This window comes from Pseudomonas sp. PONIH3 (assembly GCF_002934345.1).
Classification (GTDB): Bacteria; Pseudomonadota; Gammaproteobacteria; order Pseudomonadales; family Pseudomonadaceae; genus Aquipseudomonas; species Aquipseudomonas soli.
This window is the reverse complement of the sequence record NZ_CP026386.1, coordinates 347,044-367,194: the sequence shown is the minus strand read 5'-3', so window position 1 is coordinate 367,194 and position 20,151 is coordinate 347,044. Positions and strand designations below refer to the sequence as shown.

At 56.2% G+C, this 20,151-nt stretch carries 14 protein-coding genes and 2 pseudogenes; 2 read left to right on the top strand and 14 right to left on the bottom strand.

All coding sequences use genetic code 11. The features are described from left to right. Window positions 1–22: 22 nt before the first annotated feature. From istB to C3F42_RS01555, 6 genes are all read right to left on the bottom strand, one after another. Complete coding sequence (gene istB / locus C3F42_RS01580) at window positions 23–763, bottom strand: IS21-like element helper ATPase IstB (RefSeq protein ID WP_064491510.1); 741 nt, start codon at window positions 761–763, stop codon at window positions 23–25. After that, window positions 760–2,280, bottom strand: a complete 1,521-nt coding sequence (gene istA / locus C3F42_RS01575) for an IS21 family transposase (protein ID WP_081273177.1) — start codon at window positions 2,278–2,280, stop codon at window positions 760–762. Before istA ends, istB begins: the two co-directional genes overlap by 4 nt. 263 nt (window positions 2,281–2,543) lie before the next feature. Further along, window positions 2,544–5,111 carry an SbcC/MukB-like Walker B domain-containing protein gene (locus tag C3F42_RS01570; RefSeq protein ID WP_158659512.1) on the bottom strand — a complete coding sequence of 856 codons (2,568 nt, stop codon included), beginning with the start codon at window positions 5,109–5,111 and terminating at the stop codon, window positions 2,544–2,546. Window positions 5,112–5,116: 5 nt separating this feature from the next. Beyond that, window positions 5,117–5,968, bottom strand: a complete 852-nt coding sequence (locus C3F42_RS01565) for an ATP-binding protein (protein ID WP_158659511.1) — start codon at window positions 5,966–5,968, stop codon at window positions 5,117–5,119. Next, on the bottom strand, window positions 5,955–6,557 hold the full coding sequence (locus C3F42_RS01560) for a DUF4194 domain-containing protein (protein WP_004577352.1): 603 nt from the start codon (window positions 6,555–6,557) through the stop codon (window positions 5,955–5,957). Before C3F42_RS01560 ends, C3F42_RS01565 begins: the two co-directional genes overlap by 14 nt. Then, the gene (locus tag C3F42_RS01555) at window positions 6,557–7,975 is read right to left on the bottom strand and encodes a Wadjet anti-phage system protein JetA family protein (RefSeq protein ID WP_004577351.1); all 1,419 of its coding nucleotides are present in this window, start codon (window positions 7,973–7,975) and stop codon (window positions 6,557–6,559) included. Before C3F42_RS01555 ends, C3F42_RS01560 begins: the two co-directional genes overlap by 1 nt. A gap of 88 nt (window positions 7,976–8,063) precedes the next feature. Here C3F42_RS01555 and C3F42_RS01550 point away from each other — a divergent pair, with 88 nt between their 5' ends. Next, on the top strand, window positions 8,064–8,906 hold the full coding sequence (locus tag C3F42_RS01550) for a WYL domain-containing protein (RefSeq protein ID WP_023102066.1): 843 nt from the start codon (window positions 8,064–8,066) through the stop codon (window positions 8,904–8,906). A 172-nt stretch (window positions 8,907–9,078) separates the two neighbouring features. Here the strand turns inward: C3F42_RS01550 and C3F42_RS01545 are convergent, their stop codons facing one another. From C3F42_RS01545 to C3F42_RS01520, 7 genes and pseudogenes are all read right to left on the bottom strand, one after another. Then, a complete protein-coding gene (locus tag C3F42_RS01545) occupies window positions 9,079–10,644 on the bottom strand; it encodes a PAS domain-containing methyl-accepting chemotaxis protein (RefSeq protein ID WP_004577349.1) in 1,566 nt (521 codons plus the stop codon). A 572-nt stretch (window positions 10,645–11,216) separates the two neighbouring features. Continuing rightward, on the bottom strand, window positions 11,217–13,469 hold the full coding sequence (locus C3F42_RS01540) for a bifunctional diguanylate cyclase/phosphodiesterase (RefSeq protein WP_024717484.1): 2,253 nt from the start codon (window positions 13,467–13,469) through the stop codon (window positions 11,217–11,219). A 4-nt stretch (window positions 13,470–13,473) separates the two neighbouring features. Next, window positions 13,474–14,073 (bottom strand): annotated as a pseudogene (locus tag C3F42_RS30135) (methyl-accepting chemotaxis protein); the annotation flags it as partial. Window positions 14,074–14,379: 306 nt separating this feature from the next. Then, window positions 14,380–15,114 (bottom strand): annotated as a pseudogene (locus C3F42_RS30130) (MCP four helix bundle domain-containing protein); the annotation flags it as partial. Window positions 15,115–15,274: 160 nt separating this feature from the next. Beyond that, window positions 15,275–15,652: a response regulator transcription factor gene (locus tag C3F42_RS01530; protein WP_004577346.1), complete on the bottom strand. Its 378-nt coding sequence runs from the start codon at window positions 15,650–15,652 to the stop codon at window positions 15,275–15,277. Window positions 15,653–15,733: 81 nt separating this feature from the next. Further along, window positions 15,734–16,363 (bottom strand): response regulator transcription factor, encoded by a 630-nt coding sequence (locus C3F42_RS01525; RefSeq protein ID WP_004577345.1) that lies wholly within the window; start codon window positions 16,361–16,363, stop codon window positions 15,734–15,736. Further along, on the bottom strand, window positions 16,360–17,808 hold the full coding sequence (locus C3F42_RS01520) for a sensor histidine kinase (RefSeq protein WP_004577344.1): 1,449 nt from the start codon (window positions 17,806–17,808) through the stop codon (window positions 16,360–16,362). The genes C3F42_RS01525 and C3F42_RS01520 overlap by 4 nt, the downstream gene beginning before the upstream one ends. 329 nt (window positions 17,809–18,137) lie before the next feature. Between C3F42_RS01520 and C3F42_RS01515 the strand changes: the two genes are divergently transcribed. After that, window positions 18,138–19,208, top strand: coding sequence for a cupin (locus C3F42_RS01515; protein WP_231589926.1), 1,071 nt, complete (start codon window positions 18,138–18,140; stop codon window positions 19,206–19,208). A gap of 16 nt (window positions 19,209–19,224) precedes the next feature. Here C3F42_RS01515 and C3F42_RS01510 read toward each other — a convergent pair whose 3' ends face one another. Continuing rightward, a complete protein-coding gene (locus tag C3F42_RS01510) occupies window positions 19,225–20,130 on the bottom strand; it encodes a LysR family transcriptional regulator (protein WP_004577342.1) in 906 nt (301 codons plus the stop codon). Window positions 20,131–20,151 lie beyond the last annotated feature (21 nt).

Below are 20,151 nucleotides of genomic sequence, written 5' to 3'. Positions count from 1 at the left end.
GAATTGACCCACTTGCTCACCGCTAACCGCCGGTTTTCTGCTTCAAACGATAGCTCTCACCTCCCAGCATAAAGATGTGTGAATGGTGGATCACGCGGTCGATGATGGGCACGGCCACGTTGTCGTCATGGAAGAACTCGCCCCAGCTGGTGAAGTCCTTGTTGGTGGTCAGGATGACCGAGCGGTACTCGTACAGGTTGTTGATTAACTGGAACAGGTTGTACCGGGCTTGGCGCGTCATCGGCAGGTAGCCCAGCTCATCGATGATCAGCACGTCGTATTTGCTCAGCTGATTAAGGCGCTTCTTCAGCTCGCCCTTCATTTCCGCCAGCTCCAGATCCTCGACCAACGCCAGAGCCGTGCGGAACAGCACCTTGTAGCCCGCCTGAACCGCCTTGTGGCCAATCCCAATGGCCAAGTGGGTCTTGCCCACACCCGGTGGTCCGATGAACACCAGGTTGTCGCGGTTGTCGATAAAGCTGAAGTCCAGCAAGGTGCTGACCTGGCGCTTGGTGATGGTGGTCTGGTGCCGGTAATCGAAGGCCTCCAGATGCTTCTCCGAGGGGAACTGCGCCTGCTTGAGGTTGCGGCTTACGCGGCTACTGGAGCGGGCGTTAAGCTCATGCTCGACCAGTGACTGGGCGAAGCTCAGGTAGGACAGTTCATTGGCTTCGGCTCTGGCCAGCAGGGTGGCCAGCTCACCCGCGGTCGCGCTGAGGCGCAGGCTTCGGTACTGCGCGATAGTGCTGTCGAGCAGGCTCATTGGGTCACCCCGTGGCCAGTCGACTGGCCAATGCGGGCATAAGCGTTCAGGTCGGCGTGACTAACCTGGCTACCGGCCTCTGGCGCATAGTCATGGTCGCCGATGATCCGGCCCCGCGCCTTGGCTTGCTGCCATGCTTCGAGGTAGCGCTTGAGCCCGGTGGCGGTCAGTTCACTGCGCTCGCACAACTCGCCGAGCAACGCCGTATCAACCGGCGCATGGGCCATGAGCAGGTCGCGTGCAGCAACCAGCTGATCCTTGTAGATACGCGGCGAAGTACGCTTGAGCAGTTGGCACAGGGTTGCCCCAAGGGCATCGGGCAGGATCGAGTCGATGCCGCGCTCCAGGTCGGTAATGCGCTGGGCATGGTCTCGGTAATGGTTGTTGTTCTTGATCATCCGGCCCTTGGCCTTGCACAGGTCATGGGTGGCTATGAGTTCACCGCTCTCCAGGTCATGGATCAGCAACTGGTTGTCCTGTGCGCTGACACCGACACGGGCTTGCTGCCAGGCCATGGGTACCGAGTACTTGTTGGCCTGCCATGAGATCAAGCCGGTCTTGTCGACCTTGCGGGTCTCCCTTGTCGGCGCCACGTGCAGCAGGTTCTGCGGGACGAGATAGGGCTTGAGCTGACTACGCTCCAGTGCCTCGAAATGCGCTCTTGGATGCTGCCCCGTCGTGCCGTGCACGCGTGCGTTGGCGACAGTCTCGAGCCAATCATTCAGGTGCTGTCGGACGGCGGCCTCGTCCTGGAAGTGCTCGCCGTAGAAGCAGTCACGCTTGACGTACTTGACCCCGGCCTCCACCTTGCCCTTGCTCTCCGGGTCATAGCCCTCGCAGGCATGGATGCGGTACCCGACGGTAGTCGCATACTGGTGGAAGCGCTGGTTCAGCGTCAGCTCACGGTACTGCTCGTTGATCACCACCATCTTGGTCTGATCGTAGATGCACTCCTCGGTGACGCCGCCGAAGTAGCGGAAGGCCTCGTCGTGCATCTGGATAAACCGTTCGGTATCCAGCGGCCGGAAGTTCAGACCGACATACATCAGCCGTGAACAGGACAGCACAAACACCACAAAATGAACGACACGCTCCAGGCCGCCAATCATGACGCCTCGCAGCTCACCGGGGTCGACCTGACACTGCACGCCAGGCACTGACTCAACGACCGGCTCGTAATAGCGCAACTGGCCACTGGCAACCTGCTGCTTGAGCGCTTGCACATAGCGGCGAATGCTCCGGTCTGACACCGCCAGCTCGGTGGTGCGCTCCCTCAGGCGACGGGCCAGCTTGACTGCGCTCAGGGCTGGAAACTGACCCAACTGATTAATCAGATAATCGCGGTGCTCGTCGAGCACCTTGGTGCGTGAAGGGTCAGCAATGGTAGCGCTGATCTGCATCTCATCCAGGTGGAGATACTTGCGTACGGTGTTCCGGGAAATCCCCAGCTCACGACTGATGGCACGGACCGACAGGCCTCGGCCCTGGTCATACAACCCCTTGATCTTGTGAATCACAACCCACTCCTTCAATGATCTGTCCCCGGCCTGTGCATAAGGCGGGTGACGCTACATGGTCGGTGGCCAATGCCACTATGGGTGGGTCAAAATTGTTGGCCAGAGGTGGGTCAGTTTAATTGGCCATTAACATGCGGTCACGCTCGTCCAGACTGAGCTGCCAGTATGGCGAGGTTAGCGACTTGAAGGACTCACGGATAGTTCGGGTACTGCCGCTTAGACGAGCGCGCTCGGCACGAACCAGCAGTCGATCAAGGGTTGCGTCATCCAGGCTCATTCTGTTCTTCCTTCAAACGGTTGATTTCCTGCTGCAACAACACTGGATTGAGCAAGTAGTTGTCACTTTGCAGCAATTCACGAGCAGCATCGTGGACGACATTCTTCTTCATCTGCACATTTCGGGTTCCGAAGCGGGACATGTCATAGTAGATATTCAGGAAAGAACTGAGTTTGGCTTGGTCAGATTCCGGCCCCGCCAGGATCAATTGCAGGCCAAGGGCATTCAAGAATTGCACGGTGGCTCGGATATTCTGAGGATCCATCTTTTCGAACGCCTCATCCAACAGCATGATACCGCCGCCACTGAGACTGTCCTTCGACTTCCCGTAACAGGCCGCCAAAGCGGCACCGAATATGAGGTAGACCGGTGTTCTATGCTCTCCTCCAGAGGCCTGCTCGAAGCGCCTGCTCAGCAAGCCCAGACTCTCCGACATTTGATAGACCTCTACGTCGTAGCTGAAGAAGCGGCGGTGGTCATTCAGGGGGCTGGCCTCGTTCAGCAGCGGTGAGTTGCTGTCGCCTTCGACAAGCGCGCGAAACTCCTCCGGCACCTCACCTGGTCCGCCAAAAAGGTCGTCCTCTGTCCCATGGGTACGCACGCGTAGCAAGAACTCATACAGGCTTCGATGCTCTTCGACCACCTTGAACTTAAACTCATAGCGTTCGTTGTTGGAGAACATCGGTGCGTTTTCGAGAATTGAGGTGAGGCCCGCGATCTGCTCCTCGATGCGATCAAAACCTGCAAGCAGTGCCTGAGCGACATCGGAGCGAAAAACCTTCACGGCAGCCTGGTAGGCTTCTTCAGCTTTCTCTTCTTGCTCGACCAGTTCAAGATTCACTAGTCGCTGCTGGTCCTCCAGTATGAAGCCGTAAGCGCCCTTCCAATCATTGCTGCAGATATCCGTGTTCTGCAGGTTATAGTCCTTCAGGTAATTCGCGAACAGGTTCCAGGCTTCGCGGTCTTTGCTGCCAGCCACTCCGTTAACCGTTACGATCGCCTGCTCCAAAGCAATAACCTTCGCGCTCGCATCGTCGCCATGGCGCTCATCCGATCGTTTGCGATGCCGATCGACTTCATTCGCATTGTAAAGCGGGTGCTGCCGACTCTCTCTTTCCCGGGCGCTTTCTACTTCCAACTGCTTGGTCAGCACGCCGAGCTGTTCGCCCAATAGCTTAAGTTGCTCGACGAAGCTGGCCTCATCCTTAGTCCATCGAAGAACCAACTCATTGGCGGTGTGGGCCGCCTCGTCGGCAAGCTGTTTCCTTGCCTCCAGTTCAACCAAACCAGCAGTTTGTGTACGCGCCAACCGCTCGCGCAAATGCGCGGCATGGGCGTTTGCCTGCACCTTCGCCATAAAGATGCTTTCAAGGCTGGTCTGCAGCGTCTCGGTGTTGGCAAACGGGGTGAGATTCTGCAAGCCGTTGCGAAGCCGAATGACCGCCTCCTCGTGTTGCCTGGATTGTGCCTGCGCAATCTGCAACGCCTGTTCTGCCTGTTGGCGCATGGCATCGACGTCTTTACGGCCCAACCTAAGCTCTGAGGGTTTAGGTAAGGATTGTCGCTCCACGGCCGCACCTGAACTGACCATGCCGTCCTTGGATAGCGCTTTGACACCAACGCGCAGTTGCTCGTTGGATTCGGCTAGTATCGTTCGCCCAAGCGCGCCCTGTAGGTAGCGCACGGCAAGTAGGTTCTGCCCTTGGACCAACTGAGCTGCGTAAGGCTCAGTATCGTATCCGTGCCAGTCCCGGATACGTGAAGGAAGAGCTAACTTCACGCGATAAACGCCGTCTGCCGCTGCGCTGCGATAGACCTTAATGGCCTCCAACTCCCGATCTTCTGGAATAAGTAAAGCCTCTACATGGCGCCCCAGCCATGACTCGATCGCTGCTTGCCATGCTACATCTGCGACACTTACCAGGTCGCAGATGGGAGTCGCGTCGATACCCGCATTCGCGAGGATACGCAACAATGCGGTGGTGTTATCGCTCAGTTTCGCAAGGCCTTGGCCAGCCCGGGCACTTGCCATCTCAGCGTCACGCAGATGGTTGGCTGCCTTTTCCGCTTTGCCTTCTGTCTCCGCCATTGCCCGACGCAGCACTTCGAAGGCTTGGCTTACCGCTTGAAGCGTACGCTGGAGTGATTCAGATGATGGCATGTCATCTGATTCCAGCCGTTTCTCCAAGCTTTGCAATTGCTCGAGCCCGCTGTCAAAGAGGTCTCTACTGGATGCGATTTCAGCTAGGCCGCTGGCGTCGGAAAGAGCACGCTGCATCGCGTGCAATTGCGTGCGGAGTTGCGCTTGTTTCTCATCAAATTGCTTCTCCAACAGCAAGAGCTCGCCGGCATGACCTGCTTGCTGTTGAAAGTCAGGGCTGGAAGTCAGCGCAGTCAGGGCCAGATCTCGGGCGGCATTGGCCAACTGCGCTTGGGCACATGCCCTTCCGAGTTCTCGCTGCGCTCTGGTAAGCGCCTCCTCTAGCGCTTCTTGCTTGATCTGAATAGCATCCACTGCTTCTGCGCTGCGTTCGGTTGCGTAGACATGCTTCAAGGCCGTCAGGTTCGCCTCGGAGGTTCGAGCCTGCAGCACTTGGGCATAGTGTCAGCCACTTCTGAGGCTTGGGTAATGCGCCCTCTCAGTCGCCTAATAAGGTCACGCATGTCACGAACCTCGTTTAGGCGCTCGCGGAACTCGGTAATCCGGATTGGCATCGGCTCGATGAGATGCTGTCGTAACGTCTCATTAAGATCAACGATGTCTTCATTGAGCTTCAGAGAACGAGAAAACGCAGCCCGAAATGCCTGTGAGTTCGGTTTGTCGCCTGGACCGGCCAGATGATCGATCAAGAGGCGTCGAATAAAGTCGTCGCGATTGTGAGGCGTTATATAAGGGGTACTGTTTGCCTCCAAGCGACACAAATCAGCGACTACATGCTGAAAGGCTCGCCAGGGCATCACGGTTTCGCGTGCGCCGTCGGTCTGCAAATATTGCTTAGCCGACAGTTCGACACCGGGCAATATGAAGTATCCATTCACCTCCGCTTTGGCGTCCTCGATATGAGCTTGTAGTGAAACGCCGGCAGTGAACGGAACGCCTGTAATGGTATTGCGGAAAACCAATCCCACGTATGTGTTCGCGGAGGTCCGCTGGTAGGAACTGCCACCAGGTACAATCGAGCCGAGGCAGTAATCACGCATGCTGCGAGAACGCTTTTTCTTGCTGTCACTCGCTGCGTTGAAGTTTATGCGGTTGCCATCGGCCGCTAACATGACTACCTGAATTGCATCCAGAAGCGCCGTTTTTCCGGTTCCATTAGGCCCTAGGAAGGCCGTATTTCTCCCGATATCGACATCCCGGGCCTCGTAAAGGAAAAACTGAATCAGGTTAACCCGTTCAAGCAAGACCATCGCCGGCCTCCTCATCCTTCATTGGCGCGTGCGCTGCCAATTGGTGCAACGCCCCCTCGCTCAGCACATCGACGATCCCAGGACGGATGACAATCTTGTAGGGTTGCCCGTCGTCGGCCTCTGAAACCCGCACCAACCCGTAGCGCTTCATGGCCTGAGCCAACTCGCGCAGTTCGCCCCGCTCGGGGAGCTCACGTTTGAGCCATTCCTTGTAGGCACGCTCCAACTCTTCAAGTGACACGAACGCTTCTCCGTCAGCGATCTCTGCCGACTGCATACGGTCGTCATAGATGCGGCGTAGAACAAGCGCCAAACGTGTCTCACTAAGGCGCATTTTCTCGGCCACTGGGTGGCTAGGGATGGCCGCGACATAAGCGTGATGGGCATTGTGAATCAGGTGAACCCCTAGCAAGGACATCACCTCCCGAAACGCCGCGAGATGCTTGACGATCAAGTGATAGGCCACCCGGCTGAACTTGTCATTGGCATAAAGGATCTGCTCAACCATTAGCCGGTAAGCCGCTCTCTCGAAGTCGGCACTGACATAACTTACCTCTGACTGTTCTGCCAATCGCTCCCAGTTGACCATCACGGCATCCTCACATGAATCATGAACTCTTGGTGTTCCATGTACGCGTTGCGAGTCATGGCTTCGGGGACAAATTCGACACGTATCCCAGGGACCAACTGCAGGTGGACATCATCTCTGCGTTTTCCTGGAGGGCATGCCTCGCGCGAGGCGATCAATAACAGCCTTTGGTAGCAGCACAGATCTATGACCGATTCGATTGACAGTTGGCTCGAGGTCACGCGCAGATCAGAGCCGACGTGTCGCGTGACGTACTCCGCCAGCTTCAGCGGCGTAACGTGCCGATTGGCATTCATCCGTTGTCGAAGGGCTTCCATTGCAAGCTCCTCAGTTGTCGGACTGTAGGTTTCGACCAGTGTTGGCTCGTGAACCCGCGGAGTTACACGAGGTTTGGACAGGCCGACCTCGGAAGCGTGATAGAAGCCTGACCTACCCGGAAGCGAGGCATGCCCCTCCCCCAGGATCTCCACGGCATTGAGGGCCCTCGCGATCAGTTTGTCGAAATTGCCAGGCGAGCGCAGCTTGTACTCAAAGAGCGCAATGGCCATCTGATTGGCGTCACGCACCTCTTCATCCAATCTCTGCAAGTGCTCTTCGACTTCGCGAAGGCGCAGCAACTGATGGGTATCCCGTTCGTAGAGCAACTCAGCGCGTAGGAAGTCGTCGTCGGTCTTCATCTGGGCATACCAACCGATCAATCCCTGGCGCTGCTGATCGTCACACTGGAGTTGGCGAACCAGAGCGATAATCTGTGAGCGAAACTGCAACGGATGGTTGTGAGTACGCAGGTCGCTATAGTCGGCAATGAAAACGTTCTCGATGTACTCTTCGAAAAAGCCACGAACGAACTCGCCCATGGTTTCCTTCGCCGAGAGTTTCCCCATCAGATCCTGAATGCGGCAACTCGTATTGGTGATGTGTGCCATGCACTGTTTGGCCTGACGTGCCGCCTCATGATAAAGACCGTGCGCGTTTGCATCGCGCACTTCACGCAGGGAGACGTAGATCGAGTGGAACCTAATCCCGAGGAACTCAGGGGTCTGATTGGCAAACTCCACCAGGTGACCAAAAAACCGTGCCACAACAGGCCTGACCGTGACCTGTTCTACTACGCCTTTGCGCCGTTGACTTAGCCACCCGCTGGCATGGAGCGAGGTGAAGATCAGATGAGCCCTTCCGGTCACCGTAAGGGAGCTGTCCATATCCTCCCAAGGGTCATCGGCTACTAGAAACGATTCGATCGTTCGAAGGACCAGTGACTTGGGCGCTTCTTCCCCGGGTGAGCGGCCACCCTCTCCCCACATGGCCGCCATAAGCCGACAGAGCACATCCCAATAGCGCAGGTTGTTGGCGGCGGCCAAAGGGCGAAAAAGCTCCTTGGGCAAATGCTCGAACAGCGGCGGTATATTAGGTTCCATACCAAAGTCCGTGTGGCCATTGCATTGACCGTAGCATAGATCTATTGATGCATCTATGCTATGAAAACCCTTCAACAGTGATCATTCCATGCCACGTCGCAACTCAGCCCCGCAAGAACGTTTTGAAGCGATCGAGATACTGCTTCTCTGGGAAGGAAGAATCTCACGATCGCGCTTGCTGGATTTGTTCAACATCCATGAAACGCTAGCCAGTCGGGACATCGCGAGCTTTCGGGTACGATACCCCGAAGCCTGCGAGCCTGATTCCGCCAGCAAAAGCTACAGCAGCACTCCACAACTCGAACCAATCCTAAGCCGCGGCGTATTCACCGAATATCAACGGCTTGTCGGTGCCTCAGGCTCTCTGGAAACCATCTCCATTGGAGTACCTTTCGAAAGTACGCAATTCGATGCAACGGCGATTCGCCCTGCCCCGTTCTCGCGACTGCATCGAGCTATGCGGCTTGGGCTTTGTGTGAGGGTGACCTATCGCTCCATGAGCACCCCCCAAGCTCATGAACGGCTTATCCGCCCTCACTCACTGATTCAAGCCGGACCACGATGGCATGTACGGGCATACTGCGAGAAGGCCGGAGAGTTTCGTGATTTCAACCTAGGTCGGATATCAGCGGTTAGCCTGGCCGACGCCCTGCTGCTACCTGGAGCAGAGCAGGACCGACACTGGCAGCGTATCGTCCCAATACGCTTGGTACCCCATCGAGACCTTTCCGCCGAGCAGGCTCGCATGGTGCGCGAAGAGTACATGGGGGGGACAGCGGCGATGGTATTCAATGTACGAGCCTCCCTTGCCAAGTACGTAATCCAGACGTTTCGGGCTGCAATGGATCCTGACCGCGAGCGCGTGCCAGAGCATGTGCTCATGCTGCAACAGCCAGTTGATTTACCCATTGAGGCGCGCTGGCAGGAGTAAGGAGATCGGCACTTCTGCAGTTCGGCCTACAGCCGAGCAAGGTTAAGGGTGGAACCGCATATCAACTGCCAGTTAAGAACAAGCCTACTGAGCGATCGGTCAATATTTAGAGCAGATCACCTCCGATGATGACAGTCCCACATCCTTGTGGGTACTCAATCGAAGCTAACGTCTATCGGTTGAAGCGCTCAGCCAAGCTATGCAGATATTCCGCCATTCGTTCTAGATCCTGGCTAATTTCTGCACCTTGCATGGCCTTCCCGGCGCTGTGATCGCACAATTGCGCAATGCGCGTAATCTGTTGATTGATGTCTTCAGCTACATGACTTTGCGCAGATGATGCCGACGCCATCTGTTGGCTCATACCCGTAATGCGGCTAACCGCTTCGCTGATGCCAACAAGCGCCGATTGAACCGCCTCAACACTCTGCATGCTGTCGCGGGAAATCTCCTCCCCTCTGCTCGCAGTCGCCACTGCTCTTTCTGTACCAACATGTAATGAAGCAATGATTCCATGGATCTCTTCGGTCGAAGTTCGTGTACGCTGAGCCAGAGCGCGCACTTCCTCAGCGACGACAGCAAAACCCCGACCCTGCTCGCCTGCCCGGGCAGCCTCAATAGCAGCATTGAGCGCCAGCAAGTTGGTCTGCTCGGCAATTGAAGTGATGACATCCACTACGCTACCGATAGACTCGGTCTGACTTGCTAACGCATCGACCGCCTGACCAATTTCATTGACTGCCTGGCTCATGTTTCCCATGGAAACCAAGCTTTTCTGAGCCAAATCGCTGCCCTGCATGGCCAATCGGTCAGCCTCAGATGCTGCATGCGCAGTATTCTGCACGTTATGCGTGATCTCCTGAATCGTTGCCGACATCTGAGAGATTGCGGCGGCTGAGCGATCAGTTTCACTGCGTTGGCGTTCGAGTGACTGCGCTTGCGAACCGGACAGTTCAGATGAGTGTGCTGCCTTGGACTTAACACTAATCCCAGCATCGACCAAACGGGTCAGAGCCGTTTGCAGGCGTGCTTCCTCACTGATCATGGCCATTTCCAGTTGCCCTTGGGCTCCGGGGTTATCGCTATAAGTGAGAGCGACCAATGGACTTGTAAACGCTTTCGGGTGCTCCGCCAAAATGCGCTCGATGGTTTTACGCTGGCGCGACTCGAATAAGTACCAGGCACTCAAGAGACTCGCCCCCGAAATCGTAAGGGCCGCAGTCTGTGGCAGCCAGACAGCACTAGTCGCGGACAGACCTCCCAACATCAGCAGTGGCCAACCGAACTGTAGTGTTCCCAAAACTCGCGTCCCTAGGGATATAGCCGCTTTACCGGATCGCAGCCGCGCGTAAAGCGCCGTCGCGCGACGAATCTGGGCGCGACTAGGTAGCGAACGAACCGATTCATAACCACTGATGCGACCGTCTTCATAGATGGCGGTGACATAGGCACTGACCCAATAGAAGTCGCCATTCTTCGAGCGATTTTTGACCACCCCCATCCAAGGTTTTCCTTGCTTGATCGTCTCCCACATATGAGCAAACACAATGGGTGGCATATCCGGGTGGCGAACCAAATTGTGGGTTTGCCCTATCAGTTCTTCATAAGTGAACCCGCTAATTGCTACAAATGCATCATTACAGTAGGTGATCCGGCTGTCGAGGTCGGTGGTCGAGATCAGCCGCTGCTCATTGGAGAACGTTCTTTCGCGCTCGGTAATGGGCAAATTTACACGCATATCAGGCTACCTCTATTCTCATTATGATCTGGCCAAAAAACAGATTAACCATAGTGCTATCATCAGGAAGCTAAAAATGCATAGCACCCAATGAATCTGTAACCAAATTAATCCTTGAGCTCATTATGAATAGACTACAAGTTACTCCATTCCAATTGAACAACAATACCTCCAGCGGAAGCAGTGCGTTGCCTATGTCGACTGGGTTTTGATGCCCAATACGTTCAAAAAAGCGCATATGAAACAATCCGCCGCGAGGACAGCGCTGTACGTATCCTTGCGGCGACGGTAGGTATTTATTTAAGTCAAGAATTTCAGTGCGCAGGTTTTTATAAGAATTTGAAGGGATATTTTTGCACTAAAAAAAACAACTGGGCACACGCAACACGTTGCACGTAACAGATTGTCATTGTAAATCAGTCCAGCACCAGCAAACGTAATACGTCACTAGCAACGCTAATTTTTACGTACCTAGACGTCACAGCAGTTAGAAGATGCTGACGACATCAAAGTTCGCGCGGCTGCTCTATGAGCAACATGGAGCAACATGCTTCTCTCTTGGACATGGTTGATTAGACTGTTCCCAAAGCAGATGACATGAACAACTCGAATTCCTTCACCGGCACTGGTAGAGAGAAGTAATAGCCCTGAGCTTCGTCGCACCCCATACGACTCAATATGGGTAATACATTGTCGCTTTCCACACCCTCCGCGACGATCTGCAAATTAAGATTGTGCGCCAAGGTCACCATTGTGCCGACGATAGCTCTGTCATCGGCATTGTCGGCCAGATTCTGGACGAATGAGCGATCGATCTTCAGCCGATCAATCGTCAGATGTTTGAGGTAAGCCATACTCGAATAGCCGGTACCGAAATCATCGATTGCCAACCGTACGCCCATAGCCTTCAACCGCCCGAAACAAGCGATCATCCTCTCTGTGTCCTCGATGAGAATCGACTCGGTGAGCTCTAGCTCCAATAAAGATGACTCTAAACCGGATGTGCTTAATGCCAGGGCGACACTATCGACATAATCGCCTTGTTTGAACTCAATAGCAGAGCAGTTCACCGCGACTATGAGTGCTCCAAGGCCCATGCGTTGCCAAGCCACGGCCTGTTCGCATGCAGTGGTAAGCAACCAACGCCCGATGGGCACGATTAATCCACTGGACTCCGCTTCAGCAATGAACTCCCCCGGGTATATCATTCCTCGAGAAGGGTGGCGCCAGCGCAATAATGCCTCTGCTCCGACTACCTCACCGCTGTCTAGATTCACCTGCGGCTGGTAGTGCAGCTCGAACTCATCGTTGTGTAGTGCAGCCCGCAACTCAACTTGCAGTTGTAGTGACTTCAGCGCGCGCTCCCCCATCGCAGGGGTGTAGAAGGTATGCCGGGCCCGACCGCATTTCTTTGCTTGATTCAGCGCAATGTCTGCAGCCTTGAATAAGTCGTCAAAGCTCGTCCCGTGATCAGGATGACAGGCAATACCAATGGAAGTCCGCACCTCCAACAAGCAGTTATGTACCAGCCAAGGCTCTCGCAGACGACTGTCAAGGTCGCGCAGCAACTGCTCCAACTGTTTTCTGGTCGTGGCTCTGACCAACATCAGATACTCATCTCCCCCCAAGCGGGCAGTAGTATCGATGCCCTGCAGACTTGTAAGACGCTGCGCCAGTTCGCACAGCACCTGGTCTCCGGCCACATGACCGAGGGAATCGTTGATGGTCTTGAAATTGTCCAGATCGAGGTACAGCAGGTGGAAACCTTCTGCGTCGACAATGGCTTCTTCAATGCGCTCACTGATGCGATGCCGGTTCGGCAGCCCGGTCAGGGCATCGTGGTACGCCATAAATGCGAGGTCGGCTGTCGCTCGTGACTCACGCCGTTGCGCACGATGCAGACGACGGTCCAGAGAGATGATCACCAAAAAGAACACGGCGCTGAGCGCACAGGCCCAACCGAAGGTGTAGTGCCATTCCTTTCGGTAATCGTCGGTGGCAAGGCCGATAGTTAATGCCAGCGGATACTCGCCTATACGTTTAAAGCCATACAGGCGCTCAATGCCATCCAGCGGTGAACGCATATAGAAGTCACCGTCACGGCGTCCGCTCACATGCTGCTCGTCCAGGGCGACGCGTTCCTGAGGATCAAGAGGATTGGCCAGGGGGGGATCGCGCAGCACGCTTTCCGGCCGATCCACTCGACGTACACTGATGACGCCGTGGAGCCCGACGTCTACCTCGTGGAACAGTTCGAGCACCGTTGCCAAATTTAGCGACGTGGCGACCCAACCCTGCCTGCTTCCCAAGCGATCAAAGATAGGTATGGCGAAGTGCAGCCGCGGTTGATTAGGATCTTGCTCGATCACCAGCGAGTCACCGTCTTGCGCTTGCCGAGCAAGCAGTGACCAGTATCGAAGTTGGTCGAAGGAAGGCGCGGCGGTGCCATCGAAGCTGCTAGCAACCAGGCGCCCCTTTTCGTCGATCAGTTCGAAGGGCATCTGGCTTGGCAGGCTAGCCGCCTCTTCGTGAAAGCGCCTGATCAACGTGGCATCCAAACCGTGGTTACTTACCTCCCCGCCCGATAGCCGGGTAGCCAGAGTACGCAGATTGGCGTGTAGAGGTTGTAGCAAGCCAGAATCAAGCCGCGCCTCTAGTGCGAGCCCCAGATTGCGAACATCCAGCCGCGCCTGACGCTCTGTCTGTCGGTAAGCCACCACCAAGAGGGCTGCGAGCAGCACGAACAGACCGCAGCCGAATACCTTCCACAGATGTCCACGCCATGTTTGTAGTGCCGAGCGTGCGCTGTCACGGGTCGAAATCATGGGGTTACACCGAAAAACGCGAAATCATACCCTTGAGCTGGACCGCCAGTTGTGACAACTGCAGGCTTGCCACAGACGTCTGGGTCGCACTCGTGGCGCAATGGTTGGACAAGGTGCGGATGCTGACCAGGTTGCGGTCGAGCTCACGGGCCACGAGGGCCTGTTGTTCGGAGGCGCTGGCAATGACCAAATTGCGTTCGTTGATCATTGAAACGGCCTCCGTAGTTCGCTGTAACGAACCGCTCACAGCCTGGGCCCTCTCAAGGGTCTGAGCCACTTGACCAACACTCATCTGCAAGGCCTCAACTGTGACGACTGTGCCCTGCTGGATCGCAGTGATGATGCTCTCAATCTCCAGAGTTGAACTCTGCGTACGCTGAGCCAGTGAGCGAACCTCGTCGGCTACTACCGCGAAGCCTCTCCCCGCCTCTCCGGCGCGGGCTGCCTCGATCGCGGCGTTCAAGGCCAGTAGATTAGTCTGCTCGGCAATGCCACGGATGACCTCCATAACCATGCTGATGTCTCGTACCTGATCCGACAGTCCACTTGCCTGCCCCGAGGAACGCGTGATGCCCTCGGCTAGAACCTGAATCTGGTCAACGATGTTGGCGACCTGGCTGTGACCATTGCGCATCTCCTCGTCCGACTCGCGGGACAACTCGGAGGTGGAAACAGCATTGCCCGCCACCTCATCCACGGCGCTGCTCATCTGGGTGATCGCGGTCGCGGCCTGTTCGATTTCCTCGCTTTGCTGTTGAAGGCCTCGAGTACTCTCGTCCATCGCCGTGCTCATCTGCTCCGAGGCGGTGGCCAATTGACCGGCAGAGTCACTGATCAGGCAGATAGTTGTGCGCAGGCTATGTTGCATTTCCGCCATCGCATGCAGCAACTGCGCGGGCTCATCCTTGCCGGAGGGTACGATCGGCCTGTCTAGGTGACCGTCAGCGATGGCACGTGCCGCCTGCAGCGCGGTATGCAACGGCCTGACGATGCTGCGGGTGAGTAGCAACGCAAGCAGTACGGTGGCCGCAATCGAGGCACACAAGGCAGAGGCGACGACCACGACCACTCGTTCGTACAGCGCTTGGGCCTGAGTGATGGCCTTCGCCCCCCCTGCTTGGTTCTGCGAAACAAGTGCGTCGATCTGTTCGCCGATCAGGCTCCCACTTTGTGCCAGGGCCGCATTGATTTCCGCCTGTTGCGAAGCATCTGGGGTGCCAACCTGCAAGAGCCGAAGCAACCGGTCCAGATTGCCCACGTAATTTGCTAGCTCTACCTCTAGCATCTCGACCATTTGTTTCTCTAGCGCCGAAATCCCGCGGTTCTTGTATCGCGCTAGCTCTTCGGTCAGCCGCTGCCGGGCAGAGATGATCAAGTCTTCACTGCGAACCAAGGCCTGTGGATCAGATGTCGACCGAATGCGCACGCTCTCAATTCGCATAACGGCAACCTGAGCACTGAAGGTTTGCAGGATGCTCATTCCCGACATCCAAGTATCATTCACATGTCGTGCTACTCGATTTAGCTCGGCCATGCGCGACAAGCTGAAGATTCCAGTGAGCAGGAAGATTAGTGTGACCACCGCGAAGCCCAAGGCCGCACGCTTGCCTATCGTAAGATTGCTCAAAAGCACTGCGACCCCCATCCAGATAAACCCAGGAGATACCTCTCCTACTCTTCTGCCGTGAGATAGCCAGATGCCATCTCCGGATGAGTCTCAATGATGGAGCAACGTCACGATCACGCCTGCCACACCTTGGACGAGCCGGCGTCATATCATGGTGCTAACGACTCATACCTTGGTATTAACGCCCGCGTCCAAGTCGGCCCGCCCGCTCGATCAGGCTTACCAACGTGCGACCATCAAAGGGTTTGCCAAGGAACTCCAGAGCCCCGGCGGCCAGAGCCTGCTCACGCCAGCGAGCCTCAGGAAACGCGGTAATGAAAATTAGCGGCAGGCATACGCCCAAGGTCAGTAGCTGCTGTTGCAGCTCGAGCCCGGACAGCCCGGGCATCTGCACATCAAGGATTAGGCAATCGCAGGTGTGCAATGCTTGCGACGCCAGGAATTCAGTTGCCGACCCAAAGGTGTCAGCGCAATGGCCCATCGAACGGACCAGCCCATCGAGCGCCATCCTGACGCTTTCATCGTCATCGACGATACAAATATGGTAGGGAGACAAGACGTACTACCTGAAAAGCCAAAGACCGAGCTTTAGACTATGCTGCACTTGGCCTGCTGCAAATCATGCTCTGGTATGCCCCTAGGCTTGACCTTGTGCTTGCCATTGCACTGATAACGCTTGAGCCATGCGCACTAATTCGGCGAACGAGCCGGCGTTCATCTTGCGCATCGCACTGCCTCGATGAATCTTCACCGTGACCTCGCTAATCCCTAGCTCGGCTGCAATTTGCTTGTTCAACAGGCCAGTCGTGGCCATGGCCATCACCTCCTGCTCACGTGTGCTTAGGCGGTTGTGGCGCTCACGCAACTCGATGATGCCTTCCTCGCTCACTCGGCGTTGACGATCATGCTCAAGAGCCTCTACTACAGCATCGAGTAGATCCTGATCGCGAAATGGTTTGGTGAGAAAGCCCAAGGCGCCGGCCTTCATGGCCCTGACGCTCATTGGGATATCCCCGTAGGCAGTCATCATGATTACTGGAATGTTCACCCGCAAATCGTCCATACGAGCTTGGAAGTCCAGGCCGCTAGCGCCTTTGAGGCGCACATCGAGAATCAAACAACTAGGAACCTCCGGACGCGGAAACTGGAGGAACTCATTCGGCGAAGCGAAGGTTTTCACGGCCAGATCAACCGAACGCAGAAGCCCAACTACGGCCTCGCACAGGTCGTGATCATCGTCCACCATGTAGATGCAGGTGTTTTTCATGCTATTACCTCCTCGCAGACTCTAGGCAGTACAAACGACAATGTCGCGCCTTCTCCCGCTCGGCTGTCGGCCCAGATGCGACCGCCATGCACCTCGATGATTGAGCGGCAGATGGGCAGGCCAATACCGATCCCCTCATCCTTGGTGGTGAAGAATGCGTTGAACAACATGTCGAGGTGCTCTTCCTCTATACCTGTACCACTGTCTCTGACCGTGACCTGCACCTGCTGATCCTGCTCACAAACCTCGATGTACAAATGGCGAGCTGAGCCTTCACGCTCGTCGATAGCGTCGATGCCGTTAATCAACAGGTTGATCATGACCTGTTGCAGCTGAATCCGGTCACCGCGTACCGTCAGACGACGGACCGGGCTTCGAAAGAGTTGTATCCGGCGATGCTGGATATCCCGCTCAAGGAGGGTCAGGGATTCGCTCACAACACTCTCTATATCCAGGCATTCATGCCGTGGCTCGGCCTTGCGGGTATGTTCGCGAATCCGCTGTATCACATCGCTCGCCCGTCGGGCATTGCTGGCCACCCTGCCAATTGCCACGCGCGCTTCATGTGCGTCGGCACGGTCCAGCCAACGTTGGGCCGCTTCGGCATTGGTTACGATGGCAGCCAGTGACTGGTTAACTTCATGAGCTATTGAGGTGCCCAACTCGCCCAACATGCTGACTCTGCTTACGTGGGCCAGTTCAGCCTGGGAGCGATGTAGTGCGACCTCGGCTAGGCGCCGGTCGGTCACATCGTTGTTACTGGCCAGAATCGCCCTGGGATTGCCAAGTTGGTCTCGGTGTAGCGACCATCGGCTGAGGATTGTGACCTCTTTGCCGGCGCGTGTTGTCTCGATCAGTTCGCCTTCCCAAACACCTTTTTCCAACAGCTCGGCCTTGATTGCCTGCGGTGCCTGTGATGAACGACTGCAGAGCAAATCCCAGCAGTCTCGTCCGATTACTTCATCGGCGGTCCAGCCGTAGAGTGCCTCGGCACCGGAATTCCAACTGCGAATACGGCTGTCAAACGTACAGACGATAATCGCATCATGGGTCTGCGACAGCAGTGCAAACTGCTCTCGTAAACGGTCGGTGACCTTCCGACTTTTCACGGCAAGCCAGCCAGCGACTGCAATGGCAACAAGGCTGACTAGGCAGCGGGCCAAAGCCTCACTGAAGAACTGGTTGTGGTGCGAAAGCAGGAAAGCCGCCAACGTCAGGCAACTACAAATCGCTGCTAGCAGACGTATGCCCCTCACCGAAAGACGGGTCGTGGCGATCATGATGACCAGTACGTAGAGGACGGCAACGGCGATCTCGAACGAAGTCAGAGTGTCGACAATGAAGATCGCCAGGGTGATGAGGCAGATGAAGCGCAAAAGCAGATCGTTGAACGCGCCACGCTCTGGCGCCATTGCATCGATCTCCTGGCCAGGAAAGCCCTGCATAGACAAATCCACTAATGAAGAAGGGTAACGGCGACGTCGCTACGGAAACGAGTGATATCCGCGCTTTTACAGCAAAAAAATCCGGATTGGTAACACCGGAACTGGTATTCGTTTTTGCAGGTCCTCACAGCCCAAAGCTCAGTGCAATAGGTTGAAGGTACAACCTTCGAAGATGGCGCATACATACTTGGGCTTGATCCTCACTGGTTCCGGGGGCTGACAAAGGCATACGGCGCTATAGCTGTTTTTGAATCCTTCGCCATCGAGCAAGAGCACGGCCTCGTCTGCATACGAAGGTGCCGTCCAATATGTGGGGGTGTCATTATCCAATGATGGTACGGCTGTTCACATCCCCTACTGGCACAACACCTATGCTCTTTGGGGGCTTAATCCTCCTCCCCCACGTTTGTACAGTGACCTCGCACCACCGCTTTCATCGTTTATCAAGAGGTCATACCGTGAACAAACCCCTGAACGAGCAGATCATCTCAGCACGTCCGAGCTACTTAGCCGAAGCCGAATTCTTCGAGTACAGCAAAGCTGCCAATCCCATTGGCGCGAAGCTGATCTCTCGGGTGCCGTACCATACGTTTCCGGCGTCCCTATGTCAGGAGGGCGAGTCTCGAGTCATACCACTGGACTTAAGCCAAGCACTGGGTTGCGAAGGACCTGCCACGGGGCCGGGGCTGTGCGCTAACTTCGTACGAGTACTTGCTGGCGACAGCTTGCATCTAGCTCCTAACGCCACCTCGCAAGTGCTCTACGTCATCGAGGGTGAGGGTCGGTTGACCTATGACAAATCCACCTTCGAGTGGCATAAAGGCTGCTTCGTTGCGCTGCCGGCCATGCATGCGAGCATCCTTCAGGCGTCTAGCGACAGCCGATTCTACTATGTGCACGACGAACCGCTGCTTCGTTACCTGGGCGCCACACGCAGTGAGGACCGTTTTGCACCGACGCTGTATGCCAGCGAGGTCGCCAACGCCCACTTGCGCCAAGCCGCCGCCGACCCGCGGGCCAAGGACCGCAGCCGAGTCAGCATTCTGCTCGGTAATCGTAACTTCCCGCAAACTCGCACCGTCACCCACGTGCTTTGGGCGATGTATGGCCTGGTCCCGGCTGGTGCCGTGCAGAAACCCCACCGACACCAGTCCCTCGCGCTGGACTTTATCGTCGACTGCCCGCCAGGTTGCTACAGTCTGGTCGGTACACAACTCGACGAAGCCGGTGAAATCGTTAACCCGACTCGGGTCGACTGGACCCCAGGCCTGGCTTTCGTCACCCCGCCCGGTTACTGGCATGCCCACTACAATACTTCCGATCGTGAGGCGCTGCTGATCCCGATCCAGGACGCAGGGCTGCAGACCTGGTTGCGCGCCTTAGATATCCGTTTCAGTTGAGTACTGTGGCCGGCACTCAAAGACGCCAGTATGGAGCCTCGCCAATGCGTTGCACCATGAAGTCGATGAAGCTGCGCACCTTAGAGGAAACGATCCGTTTCGGCGGATAGATAAACCACAGCGAGGTACCTACCTCTCCAGGCTGGCACTGCCATGCTGATAACCAGCGCACCAACGTGCCTTGGCGGATCGCCGTAGCGACCAGCCAAGCCGGCAGCAGGACGGGGCCCTGCCCCGCCTGCGCGGCGACTAGCTGAGCCTCAAGGTCGTTGGTTCGCAACGTAACCGTGTGACTTTGCCGGACTGTCTCGCCAGCGTGGCTCCAATACAGGTCCAGACGTTGGCTGGACGCAATGAAGCCTTGATCCGCCAGGGCCTCTGGATGCTCTGGTCCGCTCGGCTCATGCCACAATGAGGGCGCGGCGCACAGCACCCACTGCTCGTCAGCAATCTTCCTGGCTTTAAGCGAGGAGTCCGGCAAGCAACCGAGACGTATTGCTAAGTCGGCTCCGGCGTCGATGAGATTGACCTGACTCTCCTCACAGGTGAGATCGACTTGGATTTGTGGAAATCGCGCCCTGAACTCGCTCAGCGCCGGCACGATGTGGTGCCGGGCAAACGCCGGTGGTGCGTTAAGTTGGAGCACGCCACGGGGCTCGTCATTCAACGAAGAGGCTGCGGCGCGCGCGACTTCCAGTTCATCCAGCACGCGCTGAGCATGTACCAGGAATGTTCTCCCGCCCTCTGTCAGCCTCAGCGCGCGGGTTGAGCGATTAAACAAAGCAATACCCAGGTCCGTCTCTAAGTCTCTTACGTACCGAGAAATAGTTGAGGCCTTCACCTCCAGTCGTTCTGCCGCCCGTGAGAAGTTGCTCTGCCGCGCCGCCTCGACGAAGGCATTCAAAGCACTGAAATAATCCAAACCCCGACCTCTATAGCATCC